Source organism: Moritella sp. 36, from assembly GCF_018219415.1.
Classification (GTDB): domain Bacteria; phylum Pseudomonadota; class Gammaproteobacteria; order Enterobacterales; family Moritellaceae; genus Moritella.
In genome coordinates, this window is sequence record NZ_CP056120.1 from 3300788 (window position 1) to 3318931 (window position 18144).

Genomic DNA, 18144 nt, shown 5'->3' on the forward strand with positions numbered 1-18144 from the left:
CAAACAAATATTTCGTAAGAACAGTTGGTTTAATCAAAGGAGATTAACATCATATTATGAATACCATTATTTCGGGATCTTCCTTCCCTGCTATTCGTGGCGTACAAGCCGATAATGAATATTACATTGTTATGTGTTCTCTAAAAAGATTGAGAAAAGTATTCACTTTTGATGAAGGAACCTTACCTGTTGAAGCTCGTGCACAACGAACTTTAAACACAGAAAGAATTCCTGAAATCACCAACTACATTCTCTCTAATCGAGATAATTATGTTTTTTCAGCAATTACAGCCTGTATTGATGGTGATAGCCAGTTCACTCCAATTGGTGATGATACACATCAACAAAAAATTGGCACCTTAGTGATAGATGAAGATGCAGAGCTGTATATAACAGACGGTCAACATCGAAACGCAGCTATCGCGGAAGCATTAAAACAAGACCCTAGTCTCGCAAATGAAACTATCTCCGTTGTATTTTTTGCAGGTAAATCACTATCTGATAGACAAAAAATATTTAAAGATCTAAATCTTTACCCTGTAAAAACAGATAGTTCACTCAGTATTACCTACGATGATAAGCCGGATGCTTTATTATCAAAAAAAGCTATTTATCAAAGTCCACTACTCTCCAAACTTATTCACATGGAGAAAAGTAATTTAGGCGCTCGCTCTAAAAAACTTATTAGTCATAGCGCGTTCAATAAAGCAACAAAAGAGCTTTTTGATCGTATAGATGAGAATAACTATAAAAGTCTATTACCTAAAACAACTGATTTCTGGGAGTCTGTTGTTAACAATATGCCTACATGGGTGCTTGTTTATAAAGATGAAGTCTCTGCAGGTGAAGTTCGTGAAGAGGCAATCAACGCATATTCTGTCACTTTCCAAGCTATTGGGATAGTTGGTAACTGGTTATTGAAAAATGATAGAACATGGAAAAAAACACTTAAAAAGCTAAAAGATATTGATTGGCAACGCACCAATAAAAAGGACTGGGAAGGCCGATGTGTCTTCAATGGTGCAATGAGAAATTCATCTGTTGCAGCAAAATTGACCGCTATTCGAATAAAACATTACCTTAATATCCCTCTTAGCACGAAAGAGTTGATAGAAGAAGAAAAACTAAAAGAGGCAAAAAATGGATTCTGATCCAGTTGTACAGACCAGCTCTGCTTTCACAAAGATTGGCTTAAAAGAAACAATTAAAGAGTCAATTGAGCACGTCAAAATGCTTTATAAAAGCGACCAAATTCCTTGGGTTATAGGCTACAGTGGTGGTAAAGATTCAACTGCGATTTTACAAATTATTTGGTACGCATTACAAGAACTTAAAGAGCAAGGTTTAGCAGATAAGAAAGTTCATGTCATTAGTACTGATACTTTAGTTGAAAATCCAATTGTAGCCATATGGGTTGGCAAGTCGCTGAGTAAAATGAAAGAGCAAGCAGATGCCCAAGGTTTGCCTATTACTCCACACAGATTAACCCCTGAAGTGAAAGATCGATTTTGGGTAAACTTAATAGGTAAAGGTTATCCAGCACCACGTTACAAATTCCGTTGGTGTACCGATCGTTTGAAAATATCGCCTTCGAATACTTTTATCCAAAATATGGCTAATAAGAGTGGTGAAGCAATCCTAGTACTTGGTACACGTAAAGCAGAAAGTACTGCCCGTGCAGCAAGTATGGAACGCTTTGAACAATCGGAGACAAACACGCGTAAAGCGCAAGGGTTAACAGAAAATGACTCACTTGAACGCGTTTGGGTATACGCCCCAATCGCCAATTGGAGCAATGACGATGTTTGGGTATACCTAAACAGTGTTCAAAATCCTTGGGGTTTCCCAAATCATGATTTAATGGGCATGTATCAAGGCGCTACAGAAGGCGGTGAATGTCCCCTTGTTGTAGACAAGAGCACTCAAAGTTGTGGTGATAGTCGTTTTGGTTGTTACGTTTGCACTATGGTATCTGAAGATAAATCAATGAATGCCATGATAGCCAATGATGAAGAAAAAGATTGGATGTATCCGCTTGTTGCATTACGCAATGAAATTGAAGTTAATGATTCAAATAAAACCAAAAAGATTGAAAAATTAACACGTGATAAAAGTAATCGTGATTTTAGAAGAATGAAAGGCAATTTAACCGTTCATATTTCTAAACATGGCGCAGATCTTGTTCCTGGACCTTACATCCAATCATTCCGTGAGCATATGTTAGCCAAAGTGTTAGAAGCTCAAATTGCGGTACAAGAATTAGGACCAGAAGAAGTCAAAGACTTAGAGCTTTTAACGTTAGAAGACTTAGAAGAGATACGCCGAATTTGGTTAGAAGACAAGCATGAAGCAGAAGACAGCGTACCTAAAATTTATAAAAAGGTATTCAGAAAAGAATACCCAGGCAAGCAGCGTGCACACCACCCTATTTTGAACTTAGATGTGCTTGATAAGTTAAAGCAGCATTGTAAAGAGCAAGGTGATGAAGATGGGCTTCTCTATCAACAGATGCGTTCAGTCATGTCTATTGCAAACAAGCACCGCAATCAACTACGCCGTGCAAATTTATCAGATGAATTAAACAAAAGCTTGGATAAAGGTGCATTTAACTCTTTATTTGAAGCAAAGAAATTTGCGTTAGAGCGCGAGCGTCATCGCTTACAAATACATTTAACTAACTCCCCAAATCTCGAAGAAGAAGAGAAACTGGCGATTGAAGAAAAAATTAGAATGGTAACAAAATCGATTAAAGAAGAAGGTTATAGCTCATTGCTTATCGATGCAGAGGAGTTAAGTGATGATTATTAAACAACTCACTATTGAAAACTTTGGTATCTACAAAGGTTTTCATGAAATAGATCTAAGTGTTACTAAAGACAAACCAATCATTTTATTTGGCGGGTTAAACGGGGGTGGTAAAACTACATTCTTAGATGCGCTACAGCTCGTTCTTTATGGCAAACATGCTAAATGCTCAAACCGTGGAACTGAAGCCTTTAGCACTTATTTAGCTAATACCAAAAACCGTTATGCTGAAGAAAGTGAACATGTTGAGCTATCTATCACCTTTAGACATTCAACGGATACCAATACCAAAGAATTTAGAGTTATTCGGAATTGGAACGTATCTGGTAAATCAGACACTCGAGATAAAGTTAAAGTGTTCTGTGACGGTGAAGAAGATCGCCACCTAAGCCAGTATTGGGATGAATTCGTTAATGAATTCATTCCTCTTTCGTTATCAGATTTATTTTTCTTTGATGGTGAAAAGATTGAGAACTTAGCGCATCCAGATAGAAGCTCAGAGCTTATACGCACTGGCATAGAAAACCTACTAGGGTTAGACCTTCTTAGCCAATTGCAAATCGATTTAGGCAATGTCGAGCGTAAACGCAAAAGTGCAAATCTCGATGACTCAGTGATGCAAAAAGTAATCAGCTGTGAAGCAGATATTGGCGATCAAGATATCGTTGTGCATGACCTACGCACCGATCTAGCAAACCTTGATAAACAGGCAAGTGAATATAACTTAAGCATTAATAAATCACGTCAAAAAGTACGTAATGCAGGTGCGCATTTAATTGAAGAACGTGATTCTATTAAGTTTGAGCTTGGCGCTATCGAACAAAAGTTGAGAGCTAATCAACAAGGTCGCGTTAAGTTAGATGCAGGCTGCGGACCATTAGCGTTAGTTTCAAATTTAATAAACCAAACTAAACAACAGATAAACCTTGAACAGCAAGCCACACAGGCAAAAGTAATCGAGGGTGCTATTTGTGCGTATGAACAAACCATAAAAGCATCACTTACTGAAGCAGGTGTTAATAAGCAGGCATTGAGTAAAGTAGCTGAAACAATGCTAGAACTTGCCAACGAACGCCAAAAAGTCGTTAGTACAGAGTGTTACATTAATTCAAATGTTGCGATATTTAATGGCCTAAATGAAAAGTTAGCAACTGATTCAATTGAGCGTAAGCAGTTTGCAGAAGAGCGAACTCTGCTATTAGAAGCACAAGCGTTATTTGATAAGAAACTGGAAAGCGTGCCAGATTATGAAACAGTGCAGCACTTATTAAATGAGCTTGCTGAATGTGAGGTAATGTTCAAAAATACGCAAACAGTTAAAAAACAAAAGCTGGTTTTACTAGAACAAGCAGCAGCCAGACTAGATGTGCTTAACCAACGCTATTCAAACTTATTGACACAACAAAGTAAAGACACCTTTGAGCAAAAGCGTGCGGGACAAGTCGCGGAGCATATTGGTAAGCTTAAAAGTACAATGCAAAGTTTTGCTGAAAAATTAGTTGCTGAAAATGTTGATTATCTACAATCTCATATCAGTAAGAAATTCCATGATCTATCACGTAAAGAAAAACTAATTAACGGCATCTTAATTTGCCCTACTAGCTTTGAATTAACGTTACAGGATAATAACAACCAAACGATGTCACCAAGCCGTTTATCTGCAGGTGAACGCCAATTGTTAGCTATCGCTGTTTTATGGGGGTTAGCAGAAGCATCAGGTAAAGAGATCCCAACGGTTATTGATACACCATTAGGTCGATTAGATGGTGAGCATCGTAATAAACTCATTAATAACTACTTCCCTAATGCTAGCCAACAAGTAATTTTGTTATCAACGGATGAAGAGATCAATGGACAGTACTACGAGCAATTAAACCCTGCTATCTGCCGTGAGTACCATATTCAATATAACGAACTAGAACAGAGCTCAGCGTTCACTGAGGGGTACTTCTAATGGAATTTACAATCGAAACAATTCGTCTTTCAGAAAAGCAAAAACAACAGCTGAGTACCTTAAAACGAAAAACAGGTATAGAGAACTGGAACGTATTATGCCGTTGGGCATTATGCATGTCACTGGCAGAAGAAACTGTACCTGCTTTTGAAGATATACCTTCTAACAGTAATGTTGAGATGAGCTGGAAGGTCTTTGCTGGTGAGTATTCAGAAGTTTATTTAGCTTTGTTGCGTGAAGCTTATCAAAAACAAAAAGCACACCTAGTCGGTGTGCCTTTCACTGATTTCTTTAAGTTACATTTGAATCGAGGTATTTCTTATTTCATCAACAATCATACTTTATAATATAATTGTTTTTCGTAAGATAATTATATAATAAGTCATAAATATCAGTGGGCGCTTGGGTGATAGCGTCCCACTTTACTAAATGTTCTTGGCATAAAATATCGCTTAGAATCACTGATTTTAATATTGAAAATATACTATCAAAACTCTCTTTCGAAATGACTTTATACCCATGCGCAAATTTTGACTCATTGCGTAAAATATTTAAGTTCTTTACAGCTTCTTGTTCATCATCAGTTAAAGAACGATTTTTTAATACTCGTTCCATATAACCCAATATGTATACAAATTTATCTTTCGATTTTCCGCCAGTCAAAACACTCAAATGCAACTCTTGGTCCTGCACCAGCCAAGAAATGAAAATAGTTTCTACAGCTCTATGTAACAATATTATTGCATGAGAATAATCACTTTTATTCATATAAAAAATACAACAATATAAAAAATATGAAGCCAAAAAAGCTAATTTTTTATAAGGATTTAACTCCTTATAAATTGCAATATATTTCTTTAACTCTCTACTATTTTTAATTATTTCAGACGTAATATGACAGTGCTGGTAAGATGATAAATCTATTTCTTTCACAATAGTTTGTGAAAATAATAAATCATCATCTAACCAATTATTTGTAGCACCAATAGGCCCGCCAACTACAATCGTATTTTTTATGAAGTTATTTACGTAAAATAATTCGAAGAGTGAGTCCAGTATTTTACTTTCTATACGTGACTTCTTTTTTATTGATTTCAGAGCCTCGGGTATTAAGTTAAAGTGACCTCCCTTAACATAAGTATTTATCTTTTCTACAAAATCAATTTTGTTATCCACGCTCGAATAACCAAAAACTTTACGTAATAGTCTGCAAATTAGCTCAACATCATTAAGCTCTGCAGCTGTAGAGGAAAGTAACCAAACCTCCTTAAGAGGTTTTTCGAACATACCACACTTTACCGCCTCGCTAAATTCGGATTTTAAATGATGGGGTACTAAAATATAATTGTAATTTTCATAGTCATCATCACTCCATAAGGTCATTAGAATAAACCTAACTGTGAATAATCAACGTCAACAACATTAGATAACAATTCCTTACGCTCTTTATAAATCTCAAATGTTTTATCTTTAAGTAATGTTTCTAACGTTTTTATGCTTTCTTCATCCCCAGCTTCTTTCAAAGCACTTAATTGATTACGGAACGATAATGGATACTCTTTTACATGCCAATTTTTCCGATTATCTTTTAGTATTTCATCAAACAACCGTTCCATAAACCGATGGTTTGCTTTACATAGTTCAGCATTGAACTTTTCAATTATAATCCCTGAATTCGCTAATGTATTAAAATAACTTTTCAAAATTTGCTGGGCTTGTTCACCGAGTAAGCTCATCATAACTAAGTCAAGCCAACAGTCTTTACCAAACAAAGTAACATTTGGCTTGCCACCTTTATACAACAAATTTTGATTGTAAGATCTTGATTTAGAGAATGTTTTCCTTCTCTCGTCAAATGCTACAGTTTCAAGAGCATTTACAAACACATGAGTGAAGTTAGCAAGTTCATCACAAATAAATGGCGAAATGCTAGCTATAGAAGCCCACGAACGAAAATAAGCTTGATTAAATACGAGGCGAGTATAATTATCTTGATGTTCATTTGTTTTAATTAAGTTATAAAACTTATCGCTAGCATCCTTAGCTTTTTCAGTATGCCTTTTCACATCTATATCACCAAAGTTTTTCATCAGTGTAATGAATGTCGGATATCCACTATCGCCTTTTAAAGATTTCTGATTAGTTTCATCTATGGCTAATTTATAGCTATCAATTTTGGACTTATAAACGCTAGGTGATGTTAATAATATTTCGATTGGTTCAATCAGTCTATTTTCAATAATTTCATAAAGTATTGTTTTTTGTTGATGCGAAAAAACTTTTTCTGAAATATCATAAACAGATAACTGGTCAGTACTTAATTCATTTTTGTATTCAGATAAGCCAAGTAGATTATATGTAAAGTCTACATCTTTGCTGTCAAGGAAAACAGACTTTCTTAAGGATTCACATAACATCGAAACTGTAGTAATCGAGTGCGCGCGGTTTACTCTTCGCGCTTTCGAATCACTTCTTTGATTCCATTCGAGAAACTGTAATTTACTTTGCAGTGGGTCATCATTCTCTTTTTTCCATTTATTTGCCAATAAACGCACAGTTTGTGATGCTAGACTATTATCATTCAACAAATCTAAGTAATGCCCACTAACTCTTTTCCCTGTATTATTAATCGTTACAAACATATTCCGTAACGTATCCAAGATATCCTCAGGTCCATTTTTTTCCATTGCTTGAGGGGAGAAGCATATACACACTGGTATATTCAAAAATTTGTTTTCATCAGGGTGCCTGCGCAAATATTCTTGAATAGCTTTATACCTATGTTGCCCATCAATTATAACAAGCTTCACAATAGATTTATCAAGCTTTAGCTTAGCAGCATGTGGATATATTTTAAGCTCACCATTTTCAGAAGAATTATAATAATCAAAACCATTTTTTACAATTGGAAACTCAATTTCAAAGTGCCTGTCCCACCTTTTAGTGAAAATAGGAATTTTTCCATCAGGATTAATTTTTTCGAGTGAGTTTTCATATTTATGTAGGGGAACGTCATTATCATCAAATGCAACTATAGACACTATTAATGGAGGGAAGAAAAGAGCTTGTTTTAATGGACTTTCTAAATAGTCTGTAACTATCTCATTATTGACTCTGGACTCATCAACTTCTCTTTGAATCATTTCATCAAAGTTTACTTGTTCGAACGTAAAAGCATCTGATGCCACTTCAATATCATCTAACTGCTTAAAATTCATACTTGTAAGTAAATAGTTTACTTCAAAACTAGTCTTAGTATGAAATGAGCCAAAGTTACCTATAATTGGAACTCCAAAATTTGGCTTCTCTTCTTCGATAAGATCTTCTATTTCTATTTCTATTTCTATTTCTATTTCATCTGGCATAAGTATCTCTTATTTGAAAATATAAAAACTACAATCAAAATATCTATATTCGGTCATTTTTATTAGTTTAAAAATAGGTGCTATATCTTACATTGATACCTCACCTAAAATTTACGTGTTTAAATTATTTATAAATTCAATTCTTCAAATCCATAATTTCGACTCTAAATAAAGTGTTTATATGCTGACCCTAGCACATTGGATCCTCACCAACTTACCTTCTGATTTAAGATAAGCATCTCCTTTACCATTCAATACTTCAGCACCTTGCTCATCTAGAATTACACGGCTTTCAGTGCCATTTTTAACCCGTAAAGCAAGCTGTGCAGGTAAGTTTGAACGTAAGTTAGTGCTGATCACATCAGCACTTGGCTTTTGCGTAGCAATTATAAGGTGAATACCCGCAGCACGCGCTTTTTGCGCTAGGCGCTTAAGCTCTGCTTCGATTTGCTTTTTCATCTCTTTATCAGAGGTTAAATCAGCATACTCATCTAATACAATAACCCACCAAGGTATCGTCTCACCATCAGCAGCTTGCTTGTTATAGTCAGGTAATGAGCGAACGCCAACGGCTTTAAATTGAGCATAGCGATTCTGCATCTCTTCTACGGCTGTATTAAGTAATTCCAATGCATCAGCATCATCCCAACCAATACTGCCGAGTAAATGCGAATAACGTTCAAAACCATTCAACTCAGTCCCTTTGGGGTCCACCAGCATTAGTTTTAATTCGTCAGCACTATAGTGTTCAACCATGCCATACAAAATAGTATTAAGCGCTTCAGATTTACCACTACCCGTCGTTCCACCAATTAGTAAATGTGGACAGTTCGATGATGAGAAATTGATTTTTACAACCTCACCAAAACGATCTTCACCGAGTGGTACTTCTAGTGCGTCATCAGGTTGTTCCCAGTTATCCCAAATATCATGCTGGTCAACAAAATAACGTTGTTCTTGGCTTTTAGGTATATCGATGGTGACGCAGCCTTTATCAATCGCAAAACCTAAATTTTGCTCTTGTTCTAAGCATAAATCTAACTTCAATGCTTGTGACTTTTCTGACAGTCGTTTGGGATCTGTACCTGGGTTTGGTTTTACACGCAATAATATTGATGCAGGTCCTTCGACAAAAGCCTCTTGATCTGCCGGCTTAGTAACATAAACATTATGTTCAGCCAAACATGAGACAACCTTGTCATAAATTGAATTCAACTCAGCACTACTCATGTTGTTACGCATAGCTGTTGAGCTTATGTCATCATTAGCTGATGGCTCTTTATCAGTGATAGCTACACTTTCTGTCTCTACTTTGGCTGAAATAGTATCATCAATCTCCGTAATAGTAGTTTTACCCACCACAGGCTCTATTAATGCTTCACCATTTAAAATATAGCAAGCATCAATATGGAACAATGTTTCACTGCTTGCTCCTTCTAACATCTCTTGCAACGGTGATGTAATCAAGTAGGGTAAATTCTCACTGCTAATTTCAACTTTTAAGATATTATTGATCGGCGTAAACTTCGCGGTCTTAAAGCTTTCATCTTCAACATTAACAACCAGTAACCCTTGTGGATACTGTACTAATTGAGCTAATTGGTAACTCCCCGCTAACCACCACTCACGGCGTTCAAGAACAGCGTTAAAGTAGTCAGTTTTGTATAAATCATAGAGTTTATATTTATCTATTTGCATTAATATTTGACGAATAAATAAGCCCCGATATACCCCCCCAGCAAGAGACGGCTGCCCTAATAACTCTTCAAAGTAGCGTTTTAACTCTTGGGTTTGTTCAACGCCTTTACTATGGGTCTGACGTTTGCCAGTTTTAACTTCCACTGGCATTAAGATCAATTGGTCATCTTTAAAACCGACAAACAGTATATCGTCTGATATTTTGCCTTTCTTATAACCTTGGCAGTGTCGTGAGAAGTCAGATTTTGACATTTTTAAGCCAAGGTTACCTGCAACACGCAATATTTCAGCAATAGATAATGGCACCCAAACAATATCTGAATTGATTAACAAGCAATTTACATATTTATAAGCGCCCAGTATCCCACGTTTTGCTTTACGCTCGTTGGCATTATCGTTCACCATTTCGAGTAACCATTCACCGTTGAAAGCGTTAAACTCCTCGATACTGCCCCCATTATCTTGCTCAAGAACCCGACGATACATATCGGTGTCTTTGGTTACAGTAATTGCATCATAATTACTTGAATTGGTGTAGTTTTCAGAGTAATGGATTAACACCATGTTTTTGGTGTTTTTGAAGAAACTCAATGTCACCTTAGGGTCAATGACACAAGTCCAAATCGAGCTCTCATAAGAACGTTCTAATAGCTCTCGAAAACTATTACTAACCATAATAGAAGTAGATCTATTATCATCATAGTTTTCGCCATCATCATATGCAGGTTTTAACAATCGGTTATATTTTTGGGCTATTTCTAAATGGGTTTTACCTTTAACATCGATATTTCGAAGTCCAAAACCTGTAAAGTAAGTGCCATTTTTATTATCTACCGCTTCACCAGAGATTAAACCACCACAACTAACAGCACTTAACTCACAATCTGGATTTACATCTCTTCGTTTTACTTCGTGCTTATTTTTAAAGAAGGTTATATGGGCATATACTTGTTCGTTAATCTCACTGTTTTTAAATTTACTGTAAGTAAGACGAGTTCGTAGCAAATCAACTAACAAGTCAGCGTTATCTTTGACACTACCTTTATTAAGACCATATGTCTCTTTTAGTTCTTCAAGACTTGATAACTCAGAGAATAAATCGAACTCACTAATATGGTGTTCATCATCATATAAATTGACATGGATATAGGGTGATTTATCTTTATATAAAATAAATAAATCAATAAGCCCCATGAATATCTCGCGGTTGTCATTATTATCAACAGAGTTAATTAATAATGTCGGTTTATTACCAACGCTAAACAACGATGAGAAAATAGTTTTAAATGCTTTCACTTTATCTTTAACGAGTCGTCTAACAAAACTATGGTTAGAGTTTTGTTTTGGTACCATTTTGAGCCATGAACAATTATCCTCCCCTATCTGAACATAAGAGAACTCATGTTTTGGATGATAAACAAATGGAATTAAACCTTGTGGATTAAGCCTCTCAAGCGTTACTTTCGGTAACGTAGCGTAACTTTCATATGCCTTGTCTTTTTTTATTTCTTCAACTAAATTGGCATAATAGGCTAGTGACAAAGGGTGAAATGGAGTAATAAACTCTTCTTCATTAAATGTCGCCAAACCAATTTTAACCAAATTTTTCTGGTCTAAAGTTAAAGGGACACTATAGCTAATACTATTCAAAGCAGCATTATAAAAGCTTACAATATCGTTTACTAACGCTACGTATTGATCCCCCCATCCCACTAAACTAGGTAATGAATTAGTCTCACTATAATAATGATAAAGCGCCTGATAAGCGGTAAATAGTTCAGGATAGCTATCTTGGATATTGACTAAGTGTATATTTTCACTTTCGTGCTCACTTATATGCAACAGGCTATGATCAACAATAGAAGCTTCTCTCATCAATGGAATAAGCTGCTGGTTTTTAAGCTCATACTCTTGTAACAATAACAATACCGTCTGTTTATCTCTATTATATTCAGCGTAATAACCATCGTTAAATAGTTGCGTAAAGTTATCAGTATTAAGCAGTAATGGTAATTCAACTTTATCAGCTAACACCAAGCCTTCGATATTTATATTTAGATCTGACAAACCATTTTTGACACTAAAGTTAATATCCGTTTCAATTTTAATTAATCCTGAAAAGTCTATATTTCCTATTTCACTAGCATCAAAGCCTTGCCCTATTTTATCTAATGTAGCGACAGAATCTTGTGGAGATATTTTTAATGTGGTTTCATCTGTTTGTAACAAAATGTATTGTTTGTTCGGGTAGATTAAATAATTCGCTTTAATCTCTGTAATATCGATGATATTAACGGGTAATACCAAAATTTTAAATTTGACCTTGTCATTACTTTTTTCTCCAACAACATCGACAGAGAAATAACACGGCTGCTCACTGATCACACCAGTTACCGTTACTTTCTTGGTCTTACCAAGATTATTTACCTTCTCAATCACAACAGAGTCGACGGACTTTGGTGATATATTAGTGAGTTTGTCGGATACTTTATCGCCGGAAAACGAAAGTACAATCTCGAATTGATTATGAGTAGGCGGTAATTCTAAAATTAAATGCTTTTCTTTCTTACCCGCTTTAGTTTGGGACTTTTCACGTATAACTAAATTACCTACCGGTATATCGTACCCTTCATATGCTAGCGCTAATTCTTTATTTTTATCTTGCTCAGCCCTTAATGCACCGTAATCAATTGTTTGACTGAAATCACTTTGCGCTTGAAAATGGTCTGCTATAAATTTTTCACCTAAATTTAATTCACCCAGTTTCTCTGCAAGTTCCGAGGCTTGATGCTCTGTTATATATTGAAGGTCGTCATACACGTCTTTATTTTCAGATAAACGCGACTCTATACGTACTTGATCTTGCCAACCCATTAATTCTATATCAGATAAATAACCGAGCTTTGGCAGGTCAATTTCATTGTCCAGAATAGCTAAGTAAAGATCATTTAAACCAAATACAGTACCAGTGTCTTTAATTAGATCTTCAGTAATACTGTTTAATAACGACGTTAATATGTGAAATTTATTATCATCCTCAGATAGATATTCGCTAAGTCGAGCTTTAATTTCAACCGGATGCCAAACAGCGCCCTTCTGAGCTAAGTTTTCACATGTATTGATAATCGTGTCTAACATACTGTTATGAATGATTAATAATGCCGTATTTTTAAATGCACCTTGCTGTCCTGACACGAGATCTCGAAGTCTAGATATGTAATTTTGTGTGTAACCAATGCCAGTTTCATCATTATGCAGAACGACCAGTAGCTTTATCTCGTTAATGAACAAAAATGGTATTTCTGTTTTGTTTTCGTTGTCATCTAATATGCAACCATTACTCTGGTCCATGAATACTTGATAAAGCCCCGTACTATTCTCTATATCCGGTGACTTAAATTGATAACGAAAACCAACAGCAATACCTTGTGTGGTAGCGGTAGCAACTTGTTGAACTAAAAAATCATTAAATTGTTTTGGTAACATAAACTGCATCTCCGCTATCACTCATTCTTTCGACATTGCCAATTCGTTCATAAAATTTAACTAATTCTTCCTGACTTTGATTATCAAGATAAACACCTCGAGCCTCAAATTCTTCAAGTAACTCATGAAGCCTTAATTTTTCGCGATCAGCACCAATCGCCATATTAGTCAGTAGAATCATATAATCTTGATTTAACACTAACGTAGCGCCAGCTGAACCTCGCAGCTTTATAAAGTCATCGCAAAAGTGAATTTTGACCGCTTTAATATAATTGAGGTTAATATCATCTTTATCCTTGTTTCCAGTTTTAAATTGAGCTTTCGACAGTTGTAATAATTGTTTTAACGCATCGAAGGTTGTAGCTTTAGTTTCTGGAGCTTGTTTAATCTTTCTATCGGCCGCAAAACTATTAGCATATTCGTTTAAGGCATTTGTTAACTCGTCATTCTCAGGAAGTGTTTCAACAAGTTTCCAAAGTGGCTGAATAATGGTGTCTTTATCTGATTTTTGTAAAAATTGCGCCATATTCAAATAAGGGAATATACATTCAATATTACGTAGTAATTGTTTACACCCCGAATCCCGAACAAAGCGTCGTTCTTTAGACGCTTTTTCACTATCTAAAATAAAATAATTAGGCCTGCTTTTAGCCATACCATCAGACCAGTGATAAAGGTTATGCGCTAGCTGCGATGTGTAAAGAAAAGCATATAACTTTAGGAAACTTTTGAAATTAGAAAACAGGTAATCAGGCTTTGAACTTAAAAATCGTAGGTCTGCAATCAGTTTTTTTGATAGATAAGGTAAATATGCAGATTCTTTTATCTGCTTCGGTTTTTTCCTTTTGTCCTCAGATTTAACCGCCTGTTGGTTGAAACATTCAAAAATTGATTTCTCAATGAAGTTTAAACGATTCGATGGTGCTCTCATTAACCCTGTATCACCTAACAAGGTGATAAACATTTCAGCCAGTCTTTTGTTTATCGTACTATCAGAGTCTTTTGCTGCACTAAATAGTAAAAATTCAGGTGATATATTCAGAGCATCCTGTTTATCAAAATACATTTCTCTAACTATATTCCAAAAATTTTGATGCTCACTATCTAATGATGATTGAAATTGTTGTTGACATAATTCAGTGAACTGTTCAAAACTTTCAACATTCAACTCTTTACGATAAACATGGCTGACAACTTGGCCAAGTACTATATTCCAATCAACCTTTTTTCGCTCATCCTTTGTACGAAAAGGCGAGTATGTTTTCAAACTATTTTTTGCTACTTTTTTAGGTACATTTATACACATACTCATCCACCACTCACTTCAAGTTCACTACCATCACAATCGACATCCTCAACCCGGTATTTTTTATCTTTTCTATCTTCTTTATCAATATGATGAATATAAAGCGTATTTTCTGCGTTGGCCAAAGTACGTAACTCATTAATTATTTCATCCAACAATAAAATGGTGTTTTTATCATGTTTATTAGGACGGTAGCCTTTAACTATTCGGTTTAATAATGACAAAAGATTAATGTTAATACGTATTGGATTCACGTCTTTCCCATTGACTTTTATATGAGCATAAAAGTGACTTACGTCATCAAAGTGATTATTCGTTTCATGAATGCATGACTGTTGTTTTATTGCTGCAGGATTGTATTTAATATCAAGTTCTGCCACCAAATTATATCCATTCAAATGGCGAACTAAGAACTCCCTATTTCCTAGCCCAGCGGCACTTCTATTGTTGTAAGTTAACAACCCTTTTAATAGAACCTGATTATAGAATTCCTTGATGTCTTTCTTATGTGACTCACTGTACGACCAGTGCAACCGCCAACATTTAGAGTATTCATTGAGTATGTCATCATTAAAATCGTGGGAAAATTGTTTATGATAGTTGTTTCCAAATGGCTCATCTTTTAACAGATAAAAAATTCGAATGTAGGTTTGAGCTGACGTTGTACTCTTTACGTTAATACCAAAGTCGCGTAATTCTTTAGAGAATATATCGAACTCTGATTTTTCACCCTTAAATCTATGAGTCAGGACAAAATTGTCAATTGCTTTATTTCTCATGTTAACTGGGTCAAAATCAGCCATTTTCTTGATCAGATCACAGTCAGATCCAGAAAATAAATTCTCAAAAAGATACTCGCCACCAACTAATAAATGATAAATGAAATCTAATAAGGCTCTAGCGGTAAGAAATTGATCTCTTTCTAATCTAGCCTTAAATAACAAATCAACAATAATCAACTGGACAGATGGCATAGCTAAAAGACGGTAATTAGCACACAAACGTTTATTCGGATTGTCTAATGCTCGTTCAATGTCGTAATACTGACGAATTAAGTTATCTTCTGAGGCTGTTATTTTTTTAAAAACTTTTAAAACAAAGTCTGATGTGTGGCCGTCAGTGTTCAGTTGGAATTTAGGAAAGTGTTCAAAATCAACAAAAATATGATTTTCAGTGCTAATTTTATCGGATAAAAAGCCATTGATTGAAGCTTTAATACTATCAACCTTACCCTCGTTAGCATAGTTCCCTAACATACCCGTATTAATACCAACGACTAACGACTGACTACCCTGCACAAACGTTTCGAATAACTCATCGAGCGTTTGGATAGCTGTAGCATCGGGTCTTAAGCTATGTGTGGCATCAAAATAAAATGTTGCTTTGGAATTGTGCTTTTTTTTAGCTTGAGTAAGTATCTCAGACTTTCCATCACCGCTACTGCCGCAAAGAAATATCAATTTTTTATCTGCAGACGATATGCTAGTTAGTAGTGAATCAAAATGATCATTTATGTCAGTACCGACAAGCAGATATTTTTTCACTAGATCTAAATCTGGATGTATTCCTGAATCACGCTCAGTGGAAACAGCATAAGGTGAAGATTTGGATAGTACAGAGAGAGCTTGTCTAAAGCTCAGTGATTCGGTCATGTTCCCGCCGGTTGCTAGAGTCAGAGGTCATTCAACTAATGGACATGACCTTCTCAACATAGGTAATTATAAATATATATGTAGGAGGGCAACTCTAGTAGACTTGAATGGCGAAATCAACAAAAACACTTATATTATATACAGTTATGGTGATGTTAATTACAACAGTGTGACTTTTGTTCGGTGAAGTAACAAAACATAAAATTAAATTAAATTAAATTAATACTGAATTATTTAATAGGAAGGTTTGTTAGGGCTAAAAACAAGCTAGCCCTGATTAGATTAATAGCTTAAACAGTCGTTATTAGTCGTTAATCACTTTAACACGTCCAACATCACCACTTTCTAAACGCACTTTAATACCGTGGGGATGATTCGATTAATTTAACTAGTTGGTATTAGTGTTTTTAATTGATAGTAACGATAAAAAGACTGATTTATCCCTGATATTCCCCCACGACTCTTCCTAATCAACTCTTATATAAGCTAAACTAATCCCTGCTAATCAAAGGACTTGATTAAACAAAGTAAAAAGGAATACAAATGAAAAATATCATATTTTTGCTCGCTATATTCATCGGTTTATTAAATCCTATAGTAAACGCAAATGAATTGCGGTTATCGAAGAATGTTATTGTTAATTACCCTACTCCAGCCATAGTATCTCATGCAGATAACTTATTAATTGTAAAATACCAAGATTGGTACTTCTCGCATGAACAGCTCGAACCAAAAAATATTTATCAGGCTATCGATCTAACAGGATTAGAACACAGTTTTATCAAATCAATGTTCATACCTAAAGTGAGGCTAGAACTTCCTAAATGGTTAGCTGAGCTATCAAAGGAGCAAGCGGCATCCTATGCGATAACAGATACCAGCAGCACAATTAAACGCAGTAGCGACTTAGATATTTACAGTGCTTATGACTCAGCCAATCAAAAAGGGATCGTATACATATTAGAGCCAGTAACGATTCACAGTATCTCCTACTCGGGATCCGATAAACACTTCAGTAAACTGCTTAGTATGATAAAGGGAAATAACAAATGAAATTGGATCTTATCGAAAAACAAAACTTAAAAATATTTTTAATCAGTGTTTATGGTCCACAAGTTAATGCTTGGTCTATTGGTGATAAAATGTTTGACCTAACTTATGCATTAATCAACGATTCTAGACAATGTTCCGATTTAATGGATTTAGTACCTCGCCCACTTCCTTTAGGACAGCAACCAGCAAAATGGTTAACAAAAGAAATACGTAATATAATTCTTAGAAAGCTCAAAGACAGGAAAGAACATTATTCTATCTGTGTTAAAACGTCTGCGCTCAAAAGAAAGACACAGTTTATTATGGCCGCAAATGGTTTGTAAGATCCTATAAATAACTGATTTACGAAAACCACCAGCGCTGTATTAAAAAATGTTCCTGGTGGCCTTACCATTATTGCCTACATCACCATAGGTCAAACTATCAATGTCTATCAGTTGCCACAACTACAGCCCATTTCAGTAACAACTTGCGCAGGTGAAAAAGCACAAGATGCTACCGTATCTGCAACTGATATTATATGTATCAACACAGCTGGCAAGTTAATCTCACAAAGTTTACAGTAGCGGATAAACTAGATTAGTCGTTAATCACTTTAACACGTCCAACATCACCACTTTCTAAACGCACTTTAATACCGTGCGGGTGGTTTGGTGAATTAGTGAGAATGTCTTTCACGATCCCGTCAGTCAAGTTACCACTGCGTTGGTCTTGTTTCAGTACAATCGATACCGCTAAACCCTTTTTGATATCCGATCTGTTCGTTCCGCTCATGTTTTTTTCCTATTAAAATCAGTGTTAGATGATATTGGCAGTGAGTTTGCC

13 protein-coding genes are annotated in these 18144 nt (G+C 35.4%); 6 read left to right on the plus strand and 7 right to left on the minus strand.

Annotated elements, in window-relative coordinates:
* Nucleotides 1–56 precede the first annotated feature (56 nt).
* From dndB to dndE, 4 genes are read left to right on the plus strand one after another with little or no spacing between them, the layout of a single operon-like run.
* On the plus strand, nt 57–1151 hold the full coding sequence (gene dndB / locus HWV03_RS14560) for a DNA sulfur modification protein DndB (RefSeq protein ID WP_211676561.1): 1095 nt from the start codon (nt 57–59) through the stop codon (nt 1149–1151).
* Nucleotides 1141–2808, plus strand: a complete 1668-nt coding sequence (gene dndC, locus HWV03_RS14565; protein WP_211676562.1) for a DNA phosphorothioation system sulfurtransferase DndC — start codon at nt 1141–1143, stop codon at nt 2806–2808. Before dndB ends, dndC begins: the two co-directional genes overlap by 11 nt.
* Nucleotides 2798–4759 (plus strand): DNA sulfur modification protein DndD, encoded by a 1962-nt coding sequence (dndD, locus tag HWV03_RS14570; protein ID WP_211676563.1) that lies wholly within the window; start codon nt 2798–2800, stop codon nt 4757–4759. The genes dndC and dndD overlap by 11 nt, the downstream gene beginning before the upstream one ends.
* Nucleotides 4759–5106 (plus strand): DNA sulfur modification protein DndE, encoded by a 348-nt coding sequence (gene dndE / locus HWV03_RS14575; protein ID WP_211676564.1) that lies wholly within the window; start codon nt 4759–4761, stop codon nt 5104–5106. The genes dndD and dndE overlap by 1 nt, the downstream gene beginning before the upstream one ends.
* On the opposite strand, the gene HWV03_RS14580 is transcribed toward dndE, so the two are convergent.
* From HWV03_RS14580 to HWV03_RS22695, 6 genes are all read right to left on the minus strand, one after another.
* Complete coding sequence (locus HWV03_RS14580; RefSeq protein WP_211676565.1) at nt 5087–6142, minus strand: hypothetical protein; 1056 nt, start codon at nt 6140–6142, stop codon at nt 5087–5089. The genes dndE and HWV03_RS14580 overlap by 20 nt on opposite strands.
* Nucleotides 6142–8124 (minus strand): DNA sulfur modification protein DndB, encoded by a 1983-nt coding sequence (locus tag HWV03_RS14585; RefSeq protein ID WP_211676566.1) that lies wholly within the window; start codon nt 8122–8124, stop codon nt 6142–6144. The genes HWV03_RS14580 and HWV03_RS14585 overlap by 1 nt, the downstream gene beginning before the upstream one ends.
* A 177-nt stretch (nt 8125–8301) precedes the next feature.
* Nucleotides 8302–13308 (minus strand): DNA phosphorothioation-dependent restriction protein DptH, encoded by a 5007-nt coding sequence (dptH, locus tag HWV03_RS14590; RefSeq protein ID WP_255546839.1) that lies wholly within the window; start codon nt 13306–13308, stop codon nt 8302–8304.
* The gene (gene dptG, locus HWV03_RS14595) at nt 13289–14620 is read right to left on the minus strand and encodes a DNA phosphorothioation-dependent restriction protein DptG (RefSeq protein WP_211676568.1); all 1332 of its coding nucleotides are present in this window, start codon (nt 14618–14620) and stop codon (nt 13289–13291) included. The genes dptH and dptG overlap by 20 nt, the downstream gene beginning before the upstream one ends.
* The gene (dptF, locus tag HWV03_RS14600) at nt 14617–16266 is read right to left on the minus strand and encodes a DNA phosphorothioation-dependent restriction protein DptF (RefSeq protein ID WP_255546840.1); all 1650 of its coding nucleotides are present in this window, start codon (nt 16264–16266) and stop codon (nt 14617–14619) included. The genes dptG and dptF overlap by 4 nt, the downstream gene beginning before the upstream one ends.
* 304 nt (nt 16267–16570) lie before the next feature.
* Complete coding sequence (locus tag HWV03_RS22695; protein ID WP_342357636.1) at nt 16571–16621, minus strand: hypothetical protein; 51 nt, start codon at nt 16619–16621, stop codon at nt 16571–16573.
* Between the two features lie 188 nt (nt 16622–16809).
* Between HWV03_RS22695 and HWV03_RS14610 the strand changes: the two genes are divergently transcribed.
* Together HWV03_RS14610 and HWV03_RS14615 are read left to right on the plus strand one after the other, a co-directional pair.
* Entirely contained in the window at nt 16810–17319 is a 510-nt protein-coding gene (locus HWV03_RS14610) for a hypothetical protein (RefSeq protein WP_211676569.1), read from the plus strand.
* Nucleotides 17316–17642 carry a hypothetical protein gene (locus HWV03_RS14615; protein WP_211676570.1) on the plus strand — a complete coding sequence of 109 codons (327 nt, stop codon included), beginning with the start codon at nt 17316–17318 and terminating at the stop codon, nt 17640–17642. Before HWV03_RS14610 ends, HWV03_RS14615 begins: the two co-directional genes overlap by 4 nt.
* A 256-nt stretch (nt 17643–17898) precedes the next feature.
* On the opposite strand, the gene HWV03_RS14620 is transcribed toward HWV03_RS14615, so the two are convergent.
* Nucleotides 17899–18093, minus strand: a complete 195-nt coding sequence (locus tag HWV03_RS14620; RefSeq protein ID WP_006030573.1) for a YwbE family protein — start codon at nt 18091–18093, stop codon at nt 17899–17901.
* Nucleotides 18094–18144: the final 51 nt, after the last annotated feature.